The sequence below is a fragment of the Lysinibacillus sp. NPDC093688 genome (genome assembly GCF_050280145.1).
Classification (GTDB): Bacteria; Bacillota; Bacilli; order Bacillales_A; family Planococcaceae; genus Lysinibacillus; species Lysinibacillus xylanilyticus_B.
Genome location: NZ_JBNNUX010000015.1, coordinates 85097 through 101753, shown reverse-complemented (window position 1 = coordinate 101753; position 16657 = coordinate 85097). Strand labels below are relative to the sequence as shown.

The following is a 16657-nucleotide window of genomic DNA, read 5'->3' as shown; positions in this document are numbered from 1 at the left end:
GATCTTAAAATCTTGGGGTTTTTCTTATGCTAGAAGGTTTCTGATAGTTTCGCAGGTGCTTTGTCGAATGGATAGTGCTCGACAAATTCTGCCTGAACGGCAAGTCGTTTCGTACCCTCATCAGCACATGTAACGAGAGTTAGAAGGGTTTTATCAGGGATATCATCAATAACATAAACATCCGTTGCAGCGATGATTTCCTTAGTTGTTATCTTGTATTCATAAATATTCGTTAAATCCGTTAAATAAATCGTAGCTCCTATGCTAGCTTTGTATAAGGGACCAAATAAAATATCTTTTTCCTCAAAATAATGACCTGCTAATGCGTAGTTTCCTTGTCCAAGTTTTTGATTAGGCTTCATCGTGCCTGCTCCAACGGCAAGAGAGGCGTTGCCAACTCCTTTAACGATAGGAAGTTTCATATCCACACTAGGGACTGCGATACTACCAATGACAGGCATTTTATTGGCGGTTGTCTGCGCTTTTAAAACTTCCGCAATGGAAAGGGATTGCACGGCTTCAAATTCAAAATCGGCATCTGCATTTTTGTTTTTTGCTATCTCCTCAGCACTGTAATCAGCTGTATTTAATTGTTTACTCAAATGGGCGATAATTGCATGTTGAATGGGGTTTATAAAAATAAGGAAGAGGCCAACGATAAGCATACAAATGAGTAGTGGTAGTTTAAATTTATTCATGTCATAAATCACATCCTAGTATTGAAATTACGAGTTGCCGGTAGCGAGCCTTTTCCGCTGCTAGAACCGAAAAAACGCCCGTAACAAGGCAATAACAGCCTTCTAAACGTTGCAAAACACTAGAAGGCACCATACGTTAAAAATGGGTAGAGCTTTATGTGCTCTACCCGTTTAACCTTTATTTATCGCTGAAGCGTACGCCTGCAACACCGTAATGGTTTTTAGACATTTCTTCGATGAAGACTGTTACATTTTCTGGTGGCGCATTCACTGTACGAGAAACGGCTTCTGTTACTTCTTTTACGAGTGCACGTTTTTGTTCTTCTGTACGACCTTCAAGCATTTTCACTGTTACGTATGGCATAATATTGCCTCCTTTATTGAATAATGTTGTATAGTTAGTTTATAAGAAAGTATATACTTCTTTTTGCGCCATGCCAGTGTCGTGTTTTATTACGACGCTAATGCGCATAACTATGCTTTACTTTTATAATAGCAGAATGGAGGTAGTTAAAGTATGGCAAATGAAGAAAAACCAAAACAAAAAATGGGCTTTACTATTATTAAAAATGACCCAACAGACGGACATAAGGGATTTGGTATCGGTTCGCTTTCGCTTGAAAACGTATCGCCAGTCATTATCGATATAGAAGAGGGGACGGCATCAGTTGAAATCGGTGCTATGCATGCTCGCAGTGATGTGGAACGAGGTATTAAGTTTACGACAGATCGCGCTGATTCAGAAGGTGGGAAAGCGTATTGGCTAGTATGGGTGACAATCGACCATAAAGCTGATGGACCTTACTATGCAGGTGTAACAGCGTGTGAAATGGTAGTTAATCGAGAAAAACGTCGAGGCTATAAAGTTTTAGCTGATCATGTGAATAAAATGGATAAATCTATGAAGCGTCATATTATTGTAGAACATATGGATGCACCGTCTAAAAAAGTGTTAGCTTCTTTCCTAGCAGAGCTCAATCCGGACTTATGGGCACGTAGTGAGGAGCAATTGCGTCAAGATTTATTTGTTTAATAGACCTACAATGATTGAACAATCTGTGACATTTTATAATCGCTTTCATATAAGGTTGAAAGTGGGTTTGAAACAAAGTAAACTTGATAAAGAGCTTACATTTTAGTAAGCTAGGACACTTGGTTCTGCGAATGTGATGAGCGCTATGCGGCATTTGAACAACCCAAACCCAAGCCAAATGCCCCATGATGCTCATCTACTTCGCGAGCCATAAAAATAAGAAAAGCTTTCTGTTCCCACGGACACGGCTCCGGGGAAGAGAAAGCTTTTCTTTTTCGTATATGTCTGTTACTTTGTCGAGAGCCTTCGCTTATAAAACGTTTATCGCTGATAAAGGTTCCGCGCGATTTGTTAATTTTTAAAAATGTTGAATGGGAGCATATTCCAGAATTCTCCCCACGTATTGGTATCGAGAACATCAAAGTTTGAACATTTTTCAGTTGGTACATCTTTAGCATCCATATAGACGAGACGTTGTTGAGGGCAGGCTTTTGTCGCTAATTTACCTGACTCAACATCGACGACCACACCTTTAACATCTTTCGGTTTTTTGAAATCCTCGTTCTTTGTTCCTTTATTAACAGTCTCCATAAAGTCGATCCAAATTTGCTTAGTAGCAGCAGTATCTTCTTTTGCTGTTAGATTTTTTCCTTGATCATAGCCGTTCCATACGCCAGCGGTTAAGCTAGGTGTAAATCCAATTAGCCACTGATCGCTATTAGTAGAGCCAGATTTTGCTGCATACGTATGCGTCATACGGGAGCGAATGCTAATCCCTGTAGCGGGAGAATAATCGCTAAAGACTGGATCGAAAATACCTGTCATCATTTCTGTTAAGATATACGTATTTTCTTTTGAGAGAACTGTTTCAGCATCTTTACTAACTTCTTTATTTTCGTAGATAGTATCGCCGTTAGCATTTTTAATAGTAACAATAGTAGTAGGCGTAGTTTCTTTACCTTGCGATGCTAAAATATTATAAGCATTCGTCATTTCATATAATGTTGTTTCAGTCGTCCCAAGCGCCATGGATAAATTGTCCTTCGCACCGATAGTCACGTTGAAGCGATCAGCCATTTCGTGAAATGGTTTAAATCCAATCTCCTCTAGAGTTTTAACAGCGTAAATATTATCAGAAATAGCGATAGCTTGTGCCATTGACATATCATGGTTTGCAAATTGACCGTTCACATTTTTAGGTGAATATGTGGCCCGTCCATGATCATAAGTGAAAGTTGTCTCACCTACATTTAAAAATGTTAATGGTGTATAACCATTCTCTAAAGCTGCCGCATATAAAATAGGTTTAATGGTCGAACCTGGCTGACGTTTTGCCTGTGTAACTCTGTTAAATGAACTTGCAGCATAGTCACGACCTCCAACTAATGCTGTAACGGAACCTGTTTTGGATTTCATACTAACAAAAGCAGTTTGAAGATCATCAGCAGGCATATGTTTAGCTACAGCTTCTTCAGCTGCCTTTTGGTGTTCTAGATTAAGAGTTGTTTGGATAGTCCAGCCACCTTCACTAATGTCGAGATTTTTTGATTTCAAAATTTCACTAGCCTCTTGCCATGCTACGTCAAGGAAAAATGGTGCTACAGATTTTGTGGCTACCCAGCTATCATTCTTTAAGACAAGCTTTTCACTTTCTGCACGTGTTTTTTCATCTTGCGTAATAGCACCTTGATCGGTCATCAGTTTTAAAATAACATGTTGACGATTAGTTGCCTTATCTATATTGACAATAGGGGAGTAAATACTTGGCCCTTTTGGAACCCCAGTTAACATTGCTGCTTCCGCAAGTGTTAAATCTTTTGCAGATTTTCCATAATAAAATCGACTTGCAGCTTCTACGCCGTACATACCATGGCCATAGTAAACAGTATTTAAGTAACCTTCCAGTATTTCATCCTTATCATAAAAAACTTCTAATCTATAAGCATACAGTGCTTCATTTAATTTTCGTGTCCACGATTTCTCATGTGAAAGATATAGATTCCGAGCATATTGTTGTGTAATTGTACTAGCTCCTTGAACCTTACTTCCAGCTTTAAGGTCAACTAATAATGCACCAGCGATACGAGAAAAATCTAAACCGCCATGCTTATAAAAATCTTTATCCTCAACAGCTACTACTGCTTGCTTTAAATAGGGAGACATCTCATCCAGACTAACCCAGTAACGTCGTTCATTCGTAAAGTGATCCCCAATTTGGTTCTCATTTTCATCTAAGAAAATAGAGGCTTTAGGTACGGTTAAAGGCGGGGCACCAGCCACTTGAATATAGACGCGTAAAGCTATAAATGCTACTACAATTGCGGATGTAAAGGCAACAAAATAGGTAAGTGCTTTACGTGTACGCTTTGAACGTTGTTGCTTACGTTGATAGCTTTTTCTCTTCATCCGACTTCACCTCGTTTTCTCACACTTGCGTATAGTATGTGTTTGAACATTCATATTTAATCGAAATTATTGGTAAAAACTATTGCACTTTATTCAAAAACATCTATACTTTTTTTGTACTGTTTGAAATGCTAGCTTTCGACAAAAGAATAGCACATTGTAGATTTTAATCGAATTCTGCTAGACGTTCCAATAATGTATACGAGGATACAGGGAAAGAGGTTTCATTACATTCCTGTAAGCCCTTAATAGAGTAACGGTAAAAGGTTCATCATCGAAAGTTATAAAACAGATTTCAAGTGGAAAAATGATTGGAGGGGAGATTGGACGCCCTCAGTCAGAACGGAAATCAATTCAGTGATGAACTGATGAAAATGAATGTAATAGGATTAATTTCTAAAAGTGGAGGTCTAGTAATGAGATTTGATGAAGCTTATTCAGGAAATGTTTTTATAAAAAGTCATCCTACATATGAGGATGCTCAGGCGGTCATTTATGGTATGCCAATGGACTGGACAGTTAGTTACCGTCCGGGCTCACGTTTTGGTCCGCAGCGTATTCGTGAAGTATCCATTGGTCTAGAAGAATATAGCCCATATTTAGACCGTGAGTTAGAAGAAGTGAAATATTTTGATGCGGGTGATATACCGTTACCATTCGGCAATGCACAACGCTCATTAGATGAAATTGAAAAATATATCGAGAAGCTTTTAGCAGATGGAAAAATTCCTGTAGGTATGGGTGGCGAGCATTTAGTATCGTGGCCTGTAATGAAAGCTGTATCAGCAAAATATGATGACCTAGCAATTATCCACTTCGATGCACATACAGACTTACGTGTAGAATACGAAGGGGAGCCACTTTCACACTCAACGCCGATTCGCAAAATTGCTGAACATATCGGACCAAAAAATGTATATTCATTTGGTATTCGTTCAGGTATGAAGGAAGAATTCGAATGGGCGAAGGAAAATGGCATGCACATTTCAAAATTTGAAGTGCTAGAACCATTAAAAGAGGTATTACCATCTTTAGCGGGACGTAATGTTTACGTTACGATTGATATAGATGTACTTGATCCAGCACATGCACCAGGTACAGGAACAGTAGATTGCGGAGGCATTACATCAAAAGAATTACTAGCATCAATCCATGCGATTGCAGGAAGTAACGTCAATGTAGTGGGCTTTGACCTAGTTGAAGTAGCACCAATCTACGACACATCAGAAATGACAGCAAATACAGCTTCAAAGTTATTGAGAGAAATGATTTTGGGCTGGGTAAAATAAGTAGGGCTCAACTCAAAAAACATCTGCTCCAGGAGAGTAAATGTTTTTTGAGTTGTTAATAATATTGTGCTTCAGACACTTTTTTGACACGTTCTAGAAATTCAACGACTACTTTGTCCGAAGCAAATAATAAAAATAATTTTACGAACCATTTTAACGGATTATTTGTTACAGTATAAGTAAAAGAAGTCTCTGTTTCATTTATTTTATTTAATTCATAGTAAGCTGTAATTTCAAACATATTAGCGAGTGTAAAGCCTACTTTCAATATTTTTTTATCAGGTGTATTCGTATATTCAATTGTTTCTACATCATATTCTTCGATACGTTTTCCTTCTTTATATTTTTGGCGGTAAACACTGCCAACCACTTCTTCCGTTATTTTTATAGGTTTGTTTTCAACTACTTGTGGCATAATCTTTTGCAAATCAGCTAAAGAGCCATCAAGCAATCTCCAAACGTTTTCTATGGGAGCATTTATGTTAATAGTCTTTGTCCATGTTTTCATCAAAAAGCACCTCTACTTCCAATAATAAAATTATGGATTTTTTTTATTTTATCCTTTAAATCTTTGCCTCAAACAGAAAAATTAAGGCTATCACTAAATGTAATTGTACTAGATAGTTGCAAAGGAAATATATCTATTTGAGAGTTATTACTTTAAATAACATTTCACTTTGTTGATAAAAATAATGAATCTAGTAATGTTTAGCATTGATTTTGTCAGCATTTTCTCAACTATGATGTGGATTTCTGGTCAGTGTAGATAAAGAGAAATCTGGAATCGTTTTGTTAGAGTGGGGATTAATTCTAGTTTTGCGTAGTTTAGACTTATAAAGAACACCATAAAACGTTGAGGTATTAATGTTTAGTTATATGAATAGGAAGCATTGTGCATTGATTCCACTTTAGGCTGGGTAAAATAAGTAAGGTTTTCTAGTGTTGATATAAACCGGTTGGAGTGGGGTTAGCGATAAGCTAGCCCCATTTTTCTTTAAACTTTGACTAAATACAGATACTGTTTGCACCACCATCTCCTAGAGAACGTGTCCATAAACTGTATGGATCATTTCAGCAGTATTTCCTAATCGTTCGACAATGGCTTTTACAGGGATACCATTATTCATTAGAATCGTAGCATGTGTATGCCGTAATCCATTTTTTTGCTTAGAGCAAAGTTGTCACCAACTCTGAAATTTAAGGTTAGTTGATGAGTGGGGCAATTTGGGACTCAGCAAAATTGCAGACTGTTAATAACCAAAAAAATATGGCGAGAAAAATACTCACAAAGAGCGTATAGGGCTATAAGGAGATAAGAAAGGGGTTAATCCCTAAATCATTGTTTAATGACTTTTGGGATAACCCTGAAATATATATTAATGTTTTGAAGTATAAACTTTACCGTTTATCGTTACTTTAGAAGCTGAGATTAGTATTTCTTTATTTGCTTCAAAATATGGATTTAAAATTTTGTCGATAGCATCCCATTTTTCCTTAGATTTTTCATAATCACCTTTTTTATCAAGAGCTGTTGCTTCTTCATAAAGCTTTTTTAATTCTTTTTGATCATTTGCCTTGATTTCGAAATCAAAGTCAGACAAGTAATCTTCAAAGCTAAGTGGCTTAAAATAAGGATTAATCATTTCATCGAATTCACCCCATAGCTTTTCAGCTAATTGATCATTATTATCTTTATCAGCTTTTTTAGCATCATTGTATAAAGTTTTTAGTTTTGGCATGGCTTCAGCCGGAATATCTAATTCCAAATCTGAGATGTATTCTTCAAATGTTAACGGAGGATTTAGAACTTCTAAGTAAGGTTGAAGAACCTTCTGGAATTCATCTAATTTTTCTTGTGCGTCTTCCTCTTTACCGGATTTTTCTAGTTTTATCCACTGTTGATAAATATTTTTCAATTGTTTTTTATCTTTTTCTTTAATAATTATATTTTTTTCACTAAATCCATACTCTTCAATGAACTCTTCAAAGGATACAGGTACCCAGCTAGCTAAAATATACGGCTTTGTGATTTTATCCATTTCAAGATTAACTTTTTCTAATTCATCATATTTCTCTTCTTTTTCTAACTTCTTCGTTTGATTAAACAACTTTTCTAATTTTGCTAGTTCTTCTATTGTTATTTCTTTAGGTAAGCTTTTCTTATATACGTCAAACGTATAGAAATCTGAATAATCTTGTACTAAGCTACCTTCTACAGAGATTTCCTGACCTTCTACTAAGTTCATTTTTTCTAATTGCTTATCTGAAAATTTCTGAAGGTCGATATAATAGTTTTTGCCGTCTTTCCCTTTAATTGCGATGCTATCTCCGTAAACGCTTTTAATAGTTCCTTTAATTTGTTGCTCAGCTTTAATAGTTATTTCGTTTGTTGTTTTTGTTGTTGTAGTTGCCTCAGCTTGATATGGCGTGAAGACAGCCATCCCTATTGTTAGTGCTGATACAATCATCCAAGATTTTTTAGTTGTTTTTTTCATAATTATTTCTCCTTTTGTTTAAATGGTTTAATTACTAATTATTGGACGTCTTTCCAACTATAAAAAGTTAGTTATAGTTAAAAAATTTTTAAAATAGTTGGAAGGTATAGATTGATAATTAAATCGAAGGCGAAAAAAGAGGCTGTACATTTAATGAATGAAGAGTTAGAACTTAAGGAAATAATTCTCTTTAAGTGGGGGCTGGAAGAAGGTGCAAGTAATACTTCGATAGAGACTTTATAATACATTTGCGTAAGCTGGATAAAATAAGTAGGGTCTTCGAAATGAAGCGGGTGAGTGGGGCTAACTTTAAGCTCTAACTACAGAAACTATTTACTCATCCAATTCCTAGAGAAAGTAGCCATAAACTGTATGGATCCCATAGGAGCATATTGTTAAAAAAAGGCGCCATCCAACATACATCGGATAGCGCCTTGATATTTCATAGAGTTCTATTAAGGATTCGTTGACCAAAGTCCAGCATGTTTTAAGACAACACGTGGGTGAAGTTTTAGTTGTGCAACCATTAAATCTGCTAAATCTTCTGCTTGCATCACTTTTTCTGGATTGCCGTCTGTTAAGTTTAGTTCAACAGCCATATCTGTAGCAACTGTACTTGGCGTTAATGTTGTAACGCGAATATTTTTCTTACGCACTTCAAGCATTAATGACTCACTTAGTCCAATAACTGCAGCTTTTGAAGCCGAGTATGCGCTTGTAATTGGTGCACCTTTTTGACCAGCTGTTGAGGAAATATTAATGATATCGCCTGTATTGCGCTCGATCATCTCTGGTAATACAGCGCGCGTTGTGTAATACACACCTTTTACGTTGACATCGATAATATTTGTCCATTCTTCAGGCGTTAAGTCCATGAAGCCACCGAATTTTGAAATACCAGCATTGTTTACTAAAATATCGATCGCGCCAAGTTCACCGCGAATAGATTCAACGGCTGTAGTAATAGAGTCTAAATCTGCTACATTTGCCGCAGCAATGGCTACCTTCACATCATATTGTTTTAGTTCCTCTGCTACTTGTTGTAAATTTTCAAGCGTACGTCCAACAAGACCTACGTGAATACCTTCTTGCGCAAAAGCTACTGCTGTTGCGCGTCCAATTCCACGTCCTGCACCTGTAATTAACGCCACTTTTCTTGCGATTGTTTGCATCTTTTTCTCTCCTTTAGATGAGATCGTTTTATTTAGACGAAAAATAGATTAAGATTTGTCTTTAAGACTAACTTCATTTTACTACGGTTTTCTACATTGTGAAGAGTGCACTTTTTGGTGCGGAGGTTACTAAAAGTTACTTACAAGAAAAGGAGTCAGTTAGCTCTATGTCAGATAAATTAAGAGAAGAGATAAAACAGAGAATAGTAAATAATGATTATCATTGTGAAAAAGAACTTACATTATCAATCATTAGCGGTAAATGGAAGGTTGTTATTCTGTGGCATTTAGGCGTCGAAGGACCACATCGCTTCAGTGAGCTTCAAAGACTTTTTCCGAAAATATCTCATAAGATATTATCAAACCAATTACGTGAACTGATGGAAGATGGGATTGTTCATAGAGAAGTGTTTCCAGAAGTTCCTCCGAAAGTCGAATATTCAATGACTGAACTAGGGATGACGTTATTACCAATCGTTGAGATGATGTATGATTGGGGCAAAAAAAGAATTGATCAAATTAAACAAGAAAGCAATAACGAGATCATTTAGGATGATTTAAATTGTCGGTGTTGTTTTTAACTTTAATGCCCTTAAGACGGTTGAACTTTCCGTAACCTGTAACGTCTTTTTTAAAAGGGGTGAGCTAATGGGAGTTTGGTATTTTTTAATCTTATTTGTAGGGCTGTTTTTGATATTTAAAGGACTATTTACGAAAAAGCAATCTTTGTTAATGAAGAAAATTGGTATTGTATTTGTAGGATTATTATGTATTTCATTCTCAATATTTATGTTTTCACCAGGGAGTGCAGAAATTATTTCGAATTTGTTAAATTTGGAATGAGGGGAATTTAAAAGTGGGGAGGTATAAGAGTTCACTTTTAGCCCCACTTGTATTTGGCTAACATAATCATTACAGGGTTCAATAGATATGGGGAGTTACCATGCTTTCTTGGGAAAAAAGCTCATTTACAAAGTGAGCTTTTTTATTTATTTTTTTTTTGGAAACTTTTTGATTAGATTCACATATCTTATTGACATAGCCAGGAAAAAAAAATTACATTATAGGTAACGTATGTTACCTATTGAAAAGAGGCAAATTTTTTTTTGGCACCAATAGAGCGATTTACTGAGGGAATTTTATTGGATTGTGCTTTTGAAATGGCTAGGAAGAATGGCGTTGATAGTGTGAATGCAAGGGATTTTCCAAAAGAGTTAGGTTGTTCGACAAAGCCTATATTTCGATTATTATTTCTAAATTAACAGGATTAACTCAAACCCCTGCTAGATCTTTATTTATAGATATATGGTTAACAACGCATGGTATTGCGACAATGTGTGCGACGAATACCTGCGATTTAGATAGCTTGGAAATTGACAGTATTTTAAAAGACGTTTTTGAAGGCGTTACAAAAATTATTGAATGGAGGAAATAAATGAAAATGAAAAATTCACCTATTCTTTTATCAATATTATTTACTGTGCTTGCACTTGTTTTTCCTGCTATAGCTGGAGCGATTATAACAATCAAAAATATAAGTAGCTCAAGCTCAATATTTTTGATTCAATTTATCTCCACTGCAGCTGGTGTTCTAGTTATTCTTTGGATCATGAAAAAAAGTAAATTCTCTTTCCAAGATTTCGGATTCAAAAAGTTTAAAGCAGAGGCGTGGATGGCTGTTATCGTTGTTATTGAGCTGGTTCCATTCTTAAATGGTATTACAGATAATGATGGTTTTTCTGCGCAGTATATATTTATTTTACTTCTATTTGTTATTGCAGTTGGCTTTTGTGAAGAGCTTATTTTCCGAGGTCTAATTTTTAAATATTTATCAGCAAAAGGGCTTAAAGGGGCTGTTCTAGGTTCCTCAATTTTGTTTGGTATTGGGCATCTTGCAAATTTAGCTTCCGGTCAGGATTTTTTAATGACATTACTACAAATTATTTTTGCATTCCTCTTTGGGCTAGTTTGTGCAGAAATTGTAGCAAAGACAAAAAGTATTATTTTCCCGATTGTCTGGCATGCTACGCACGATTTTATTGCTTTCATGACTGATAAAAGTGAGCCGAATGTCCTTGCGGTTTCTATTTATGTCTTTCAGTGTATAGTGTTAATAGGTCTAGCAATTTATTTCTGGAAAGCTTTATTTACTAAGAAAGATAAGGCGGGAGCGGTTATCATAAACAATGGGTAGCCTGAGAGTTACGTTTAATGGAATCCGCTAAGAGAACTGGTACAGGGCTAGATAAAACAATTTATTTAACTTCTTCAGTTGGTGTCCAAACACCGGCTGAAATAGAGGAACTCAGTCTAAGAACGCCACGTCCTGTGGCAACGACTGAGTAACCAACATCGTGTTGGCCTAAAGCCTCCAGACGCAATTATGTCGAGGCATAATTGATTAGTGTGGGGCTAAAAGTGAGGAAGCGTAATGAGCTCACTTTTAGCCCCGCTTGCTTTTAAAGCTTAACTAACATAATCATTCCAAGGATACCTTTGTTTATCACAATAGCTATTGAAAAAGGGGGCTCATTTACAAAGTGAGCTTTTTTTATTTCTTTGGAATTTTTTTGAATACCTTATTGACATTAATAGGAAAATACTGTTACATTATAGGTAACGAACGTTACCTATTGCGAGGAGGTAAAATTTTTTGGCACCAAAAGAACGGTTTACAGAGGAAATTTTATTGGATTGTGCATTTGAAATGGCTAGAAAGAGTGGCATTGATAGTGTGAATGCAAGGGATTTAGCAAAAGAATTAGGTTGTTCAACAAAGCCCATTTTTCGATTATTCACGAGCATGGACGATTTAAAGTATGCAATATATGAAAGAGCCGGCAATCTTTATAACGAAAGAATGTTTCAAGGCTTACAAGAAAGTTCTTTTTTAGGAATGGGGTTAGCTTATATTAACTTTGCTCGTGAGGAAAAAAAGTTATTTGAACTGTTATTCCTATCCAATAAATATAAAATCTCAAGCTTTTCGGATTTAATAAATGAAGTAGAAAACCAAGGAATTATAGCGCTAATTTCTAAATTAACGGGATTAACTCAAACCTCTGCTAGATCTTTATTTATAGATATATGGTTAACTACGCATGGTATTGCGACAATGTGTGCGACGAATACTTGCGATTTAGATAGCTCGGAAATTGAAGGTATTTTAAAAGATGTTTTTGAAGGCGTTAAACTAAAATTATTGAATGGAGAAAATAAATGAAAATGAAAAATTCACCTATTCTTTTATCGATACTATTTACTTTGCTTGTAGTTATTTTTCCTACCATAGCTGGTGTAATTATAGCTGTCAAAAATATAAGTAGCTTAAGCTCTATAAAATTGATTCAATTTATTGCCTTTGCAGTTGGTGTACTAGTTACTCTTTGGATCATGAAAAAAAGTAAATTCTCTTTCCAAGATTTCGGATTTAGAAAGTTTAAAGCAGAAGCTTGGATGGTTGTTATCGTTATTTTTGAGCTGGTTGCATTCTTAAATGGTATTACAGATCAAGATGGTTTCTCAGTGCAATATGTACTTATTTTGCTTCTATTTGTTATGGCCGTTGGTCTTTGTGAAGAGTTTATTTTCCGTGGCTTAATTTTCAAATATTTATCAGCAAAAGGGCTTAAAACGGCTATTATAGGCTCCTCTATTTTGTTTGGTATTGGACATCTTGCAAATGTATTTTCCGGTGCTGATCTTTTAATGACATTACTACAAATAACTTTTGCATTCCTCTTTGGGTTTGTTTGTGCAGAAATTGTTGCAAAGACAAAAAGTATTATGTTTCCGATTATCTGGCACGCAGCGCATGATTTTATAGCTTTTTTGACTGATGGTGAGCCGAATGTCCTTGCCGTTTCTATTTATGTCTTTCATTGTATAGTGTTAATTGGTCTTGCGATTTATTTCTGGAGAGCTTTATTTCCTAAGAAGGATGTTATGAAATTGAAAAATCCTGAGAGTTACGTTTAAACACAACATGTCAAAAAGGCATCTACTCATTCATTTGAGTGGATGCCTTTTTTGGGCTAGTCTCCTTAAATTAAAGACTCTAATCCTACATTGCCTCCTGAAATGAAGAAACATACTTTTTCGTTTTTACGAATAGGTAAAGCTCCTTGCAGGGCAGCGCCAATTCCTATAGAGGAGGAGGGCTCTGCGATAATTTTACCCTCGGAGAGTAAGGTTTTCATCCCTAGTTGGATCATTGCTTCATCTACACTTACAACCTCATCGACAAGCTGTTGAACAATTGGAAAGTTCCGTTCACCAGGCTGTAAAGGTCGTAGGGCATCTGCCAAAGATTTTTGTTCCGCTAAAAGCAATCTTTCCCCAGCTGCTAAGCTTTTTGTATAACGTGAAACAACAGCAGGCTCCACACCGATTATTTTGATATGAGGGGCTATGGATTTGACAGCAGTTGCAACGCCGCTAATTAATCCTCCACCGCCAACAGGAACAACAATAGTATCGACATCAGGAAGCTGTGCCATTATTTCCAAACCTGCTGTTCCTTGCCCTGCCATAATATCGTAATCATCATAAGGATGTATGTTGCAATAGCCATAATCACGACTGAGTTTTTCTGTTAGGGAATGTCTTTCCGCCAGCTTACATTGGACAACCTCTGCACCTAATGCACGTATTCCTTCCACTTTAACGCTAGGTGCTGAACTTGGCAGAACAATTGTTGCCTTACAATTTAATAGCTTGGCAGCATAGGCAACACCTTTGCCATGATTACCTGAGGAAGCAGCAACTACGCCTTTTTGTAATTGTTCTAGTGGTATGGAAAGCATTTTATTAAGAGCCCCTCGAAGCTTAAAGGAGTTTGTCTTTTGCATATTCTCGGCTTTTATGTAGACGTGACAGCCTAAAAGATCATCGAGCCCGTTTAATTGAATAATAGGCGTTTCAAATATATAAGGAGAAATTCTTCGTTTAGCAGCATGAATTTGTTCAAGTGTTAACATACAGCAACCCTCATTTCGATAAAATAATTGAAAATTCAAATTCTTTAACATAACTGTAGATTTACAGGAGATTTATGTCAATCCTTAAATAATAAGTCATTATGAACAAATTACTGCCACATCACATAGAATACTTACTTCTATCTTGAAAAATTATGAGTATTCATCCTATAATAAAAAGGTTATAGTAAAAACATTAAAAGGGAGCGTCCATAATGGCGAACGAAGCAAGATCGCAGGTGAACATTAAGCTCATTTCTACGATTCGCCCGATTGAAGGGGAATCTGAAGGTTACGAAATGTTGCTGACAGGGCAGCTACTTGAAAAAGCAGGAAGCATATATTTGAGATATGAAGAAGTGCAGGAGGATAAAATCATCCGCACAACTATGAAGCTAGGCAATGAACAGGCATTAATTATGCGTAATGGAGCAGTAAAAATGCGACTACCACTTAACATAATTGAACAACAAATGGGTCATTATGAAAGTGAATTAGGTTCAATGCCACTCGTCATAGACACGAAAGAAATGACGTTTACAAAGCAGGCAGTAAGCGGAGATTTCCATGTACAGTACGATTTACTAATGGGTGGGCAATCCGTTGGCAATTATACATTAGACATTACATTTACGGAGGTACAATGATGAACGCAGTAGAACAAGTACAACAAGCCATTAAAGTAGCAATTGCGCAGGCTGTTGAAAAAGCTGGCTTAGTCGAAGCTGGCACAGAGTTAAATATTCACCTAGAAACACCGAAGGATAAAGCAAATGGTGACTATGCAACAAACATTGCTATGCAATTAACGAAGTTAGCAAAAAAACCACCTCGTGCGATTGCAGAAGCTATTTTAGAAAATCTTGAAACAGCAGGTACAGATATTGAAAAAATCGATATTGCTGGTCCTGGTTTCATGAATATTACTGTGCGTAAAGATTTCCTATCAGGTGTAGTAAAAGCCGTGCTTGAGCAAGGTGCTGATTATGGCCGTTCTAATGCTGGGGTAGGAGAAAAAGTTCAAGTTGAATTCGTATCTGCAAATCCAACAGGTGATCTTCATTTAGGTCATGCACGTGGAGCTTCTGTAGGGGATTCATTGTGTAATGTGTTAGATATGGCAGGTTACGAAGTATCTCGTGAGTACTACATTAACGATGCAGGTAACCAAATTAATAACTTAGCTTATTCGCTTGAAGCGCGTTATAAGCAAGCTTTAGGATTGGATGCTGAAATGCCAGCGGATGGCTACCACGGTTCAGATATTATTGAAATCGCTGGTAAACTAGCAGGCGAGCATGGCGATGCAATTTTATCAAAAGCTGAGGAAGAGCGTTTTGCATTCTTCCGTCAACATGGTTTAGCGTTAGAATTAGCCAAGTTAAAAACAGACCTTGCAAACTTCCGTGTAAACTTTAATGTGTGGTATTCAGAAACTTCACTATACGAAAACGGCAAAATCGAAGTAGCGTTAGATAAACTGAAAGCGAATGGCCATGTATTTGAAGAAGACGGTGCTACTTGGTTCCGTTCAACAACATTTGGCGACGATAAAGACCGCGTGTTAATTAAAAATGATGGCTCTTTCACATATCTGACTCCAGATATCGCATATCATGAAGATAAAATTGTACGTGGCTTCGATAAATTAATTAATATTTGGGGCGCTGATCACCACGGCTATATCCCACGTATGAAGGCAGCTATTCAGGCGCTTGGTTACGACCGCGATACACTTGAAGTAGAAATCATCCAAATGGTTCAACTTTATAAAAACGGTGAGAAATTCAAAATGTCTAAACGTACAGGGAACGCTGTTACAATGCGTGAGCTTGTAGAAGAAGTTGGCTTAGATGCAGTTCGTTACTTCTTCGTGAAAACTGCAGGCGATTCTCACATGGACTTTGACCTTGACCTTGCCGTATCGCAATCAAACGAAAACCCAGTGTATTACGCACAATATGCGTATGCACGTATTTCTTCTATTTTACGCTCAGCAAATGAGCAAGGCTTTGCTGCAACAACAGATCATTTAAGCCTGCTAACTGCTGAAAAAGAAATCGATTTACTGAAAAAAGTGGGCGACTTCCCGAAAGTGGTAGCAGATGCTGCGAAGCACCGTACACCACACCGTATCGCCAACTATATTCAAGAAACAGCAGCTGCATTCCACAGCTTCTATAACGCTGAAAAAGTGTTAGATGCTTCAAATAAAGAGCTAACAGAAGCTCGCTTAGCCCTTATTACTGCTGTGCGTACAACAATTGCCAACGCACTACGCTTAATCGGCGTATCAGCACCAGAAAAAATGTAATAATCGTCTTTCTAACCCCCGGCACGATCATGTGCCGGGGGTTTTTTATGTCTTAGAAGCGACGGAAAGAATCGGAAGCGACCGCTACAGCGACGGAAAGAATTATCAAAGCGACGGATAGAACCGTCGAAGCGACGGAAAGAAGCTGAACAGCCAAAGTCGTGGATAGAAACGTCAAAGTCGTGGATAGAACAGCCAAAGTCGTGGATAGAAAGGTCAAAGTCGTGGATAGAAAGGTCAAAGTCGTGGATAGAAAGGTCAAAGTCGTGGA

General features: G+C 36.8%; 19 protein-coding genes. 12 read left to right on the top strand and 7 right to left on the bottom strand.

Going from position 1 to position 16657, the window contains the following annotated elements:
• Window positions 1–29 precede the first annotated feature (29 nt).
• Both ACQKN2_RS13570 and ACQKN2_RS13565 read right to left on the bottom strand, forming a co-directional pair.
• Window positions 30–698: a class A sortase gene (locus ACQKN2_RS13570; RefSeq protein ID WP_427415403.1), complete on the bottom strand. Its 669-nt coding sequence runs from the start codon at window positions 696–698 to the stop codon at window positions 30–32.
• Window positions 699–876: 178 nt separating this feature from the next.
• On the bottom strand, window positions 877–1062 hold the full coding sequence (locus ACQKN2_RS13565) for a 2-hydroxymuconate tautomerase (protein ID WP_053484500.1): 186 nt from the start codon (window positions 1060–1062) through the stop codon (window positions 877–879).
• A 153-nt stretch (window positions 1063–1215) separates the two neighbouring features.
• On the opposite strand from ACQKN2_RS13565, the gene ACQKN2_RS13560 reads away from it, so the two are divergent.
• On the top strand, window positions 1216–1731 hold the full coding sequence (locus ACQKN2_RS13560; protein WP_427415402.1) for a YwhD family protein: 516 nt from the start codon (window positions 1216–1218) through the stop codon (window positions 1729–1731).
• 351 nt (window positions 1732–2082) lie between these two features.
• Here the strand turns inward: ACQKN2_RS13560 and ACQKN2_RS13555 are convergent, their stop codons facing one another.
• Window positions 2083–4137, bottom strand: a complete 2055-nt coding sequence (locus ACQKN2_RS13555; protein ID WP_427415401.1) for a transglycosylase domain-containing protein — start codon at window positions 4135–4137, stop codon at window positions 2083–2085.
• A gap of 416 nt (window positions 4138–4553) precedes the next feature.
• Here ACQKN2_RS13555 and speB point away from each other — a divergent pair, with 416 nt between their 5' ends.
• Entirely contained in the window at window positions 4554–5426 is an 873-nt protein-coding gene (speB, locus tag ACQKN2_RS13550) for an agmatinase (protein WP_323648776.1), read from the top strand.
• A 55-nt stretch (window positions 5427–5481) separates the two neighbouring features.
• Here the strand turns inward: speB and ACQKN2_RS13545 are convergent, their stop codons facing one another.
• On the bottom strand, window positions 5482–5934 hold the full coding sequence (locus tag ACQKN2_RS13545; RefSeq protein ID WP_427415400.1) for an SRPBCC family protein: 453 nt from the start codon (window positions 5932–5934) through the stop codon (window positions 5482–5484).
• 868 nt (window positions 5935–6802) lie between these two features.
• Complete coding sequence (locus tag ACQKN2_RS13540; protein ID WP_427415399.1) at window positions 6803–7921, bottom strand: hypothetical protein; 1119 nt, start codon at window positions 7919–7921, stop codon at window positions 6803–6805.
• 111 nt (window positions 7922–8032) lie between these two features.
• Here ACQKN2_RS13540 and ACQKN2_RS13535 point away from each other — a divergent pair, with 111 nt between their 5' ends.
• Entirely contained in the window at window positions 8033–8164 is a 132-nt protein-coding gene (locus ACQKN2_RS13535; RefSeq protein WP_427415398.1) for a hypothetical protein, read from the top strand.
• A gap of 212 nt (window positions 8165–8376) precedes the next feature.
• Here ACQKN2_RS13535 and ACQKN2_RS13530 read toward each other — a convergent pair whose 3' ends face one another.
• Window positions 8377–9093, bottom strand: a complete 717-nt coding sequence (locus ACQKN2_RS13530) for a 3-ketoacyl-ACP reductase (RefSeq protein ID WP_427415397.1) — start codon at window positions 9091–9093, stop codon at window positions 8377–8379.
• Between the two features lie 167 nt (window positions 9094–9260).
• On the opposite strand from ACQKN2_RS13530, the gene ACQKN2_RS13525 reads away from it, so the two are divergent.
• From ACQKN2_RS13525 to ACQKN2_RS13495, 7 genes are all read left to right on the top strand, one after another.
• Window positions 9261–9644, top strand: coding sequence for a winged helix-turn-helix transcriptional regulator (locus ACQKN2_RS13525; RefSeq protein WP_427415396.1), 384 nt, complete (start codon window positions 9261–9263; stop codon window positions 9642–9644).
• 97 nt (window positions 9645–9741) lie between these two features.
• Entirely contained in the window at window positions 9742–9936 is a 195-nt protein-coding gene (locus tag ACQKN2_RS13520) for a hypothetical protein (protein WP_400725628.1), read from the top strand.
• A 376-nt stretch (window positions 9937–10312) separates the two neighbouring features.
• Window positions 10313–10528, top strand: coding sequence for a hypothetical protein (locus ACQKN2_RS13515; RefSeq protein WP_427415395.1), 216 nt, complete (start codon window positions 10313–10315; stop codon window positions 10526–10528).
• Entirely contained in the window at window positions 10529–11287 is a 759-nt protein-coding gene (locus tag ACQKN2_RS13510; protein WP_427415394.1) for a CPBP family intramembrane glutamic endopeptidase, read from the top strand.
• Window positions 11288–11304: 17 nt separating this feature from the next.
• Window positions 11305–11439: a hypothetical protein gene (locus ACQKN2_RS13505; RefSeq protein ID WP_427415393.1), complete on the top strand. Its 135-nt coding sequence runs from the start codon at window positions 11305–11307 to the stop codon at window positions 11437–11439.
• Window positions 11440–11746: 307 nt separating this feature from the next.
• On the top strand, window positions 11747–12316 hold the full coding sequence (locus ACQKN2_RS13500) for a TetR/AcrR family transcriptional regulator (RefSeq protein ID WP_427415392.1): 570 nt from the start codon (window positions 11747–11749) through the stop codon (window positions 12314–12316).
• Window positions 12313–13071, top strand: a complete 759-nt coding sequence (locus tag ACQKN2_RS13495; RefSeq protein WP_427415391.1) for a CPBP family intramembrane glutamic endopeptidase — start codon at window positions 12313–12315, stop codon at window positions 13069–13071. Before ACQKN2_RS13500 ends, ACQKN2_RS13495 begins: the two co-directional genes overlap by 4 nt.
• A gap of 65 nt (window positions 13072–13136) precedes the next feature.
• On the opposite strand, the gene ACQKN2_RS13490 is transcribed toward ACQKN2_RS13495, so the two are convergent.
• Complete coding sequence (locus tag ACQKN2_RS13490) at window positions 13137–14072, bottom strand: threonine ammonia-lyase (protein WP_427415390.1); 936 nt, start codon at window positions 14070–14072, stop codon at window positions 13137–13139.
• 215 nt (window positions 14073–14287) lie between these two features.
• Between ACQKN2_RS13490 and ACQKN2_RS13485 the strand changes: the two genes are divergently transcribed.
• Both ACQKN2_RS13485 and argS read left to right on the top strand, forming a co-directional pair.
• Complete coding sequence (locus ACQKN2_RS13485; RefSeq protein ID WP_427415389.1) at window positions 14288–14719, top strand: DUF1934 domain-containing protein; 432 nt, start codon at window positions 14288–14290, stop codon at window positions 14717–14719.
• Entirely contained in the window at window positions 14719–16386 is a 1668-nt protein-coding gene (argS, locus tag ACQKN2_RS13480; protein WP_427415411.1) for an arginine--tRNA ligase, read from the top strand. Before ACQKN2_RS13485 ends, argS begins: the two co-directional genes overlap by 1 nt.
• The last annotated feature ends 271 nt before the right edge of the window (window positions 16387–16657 follow it).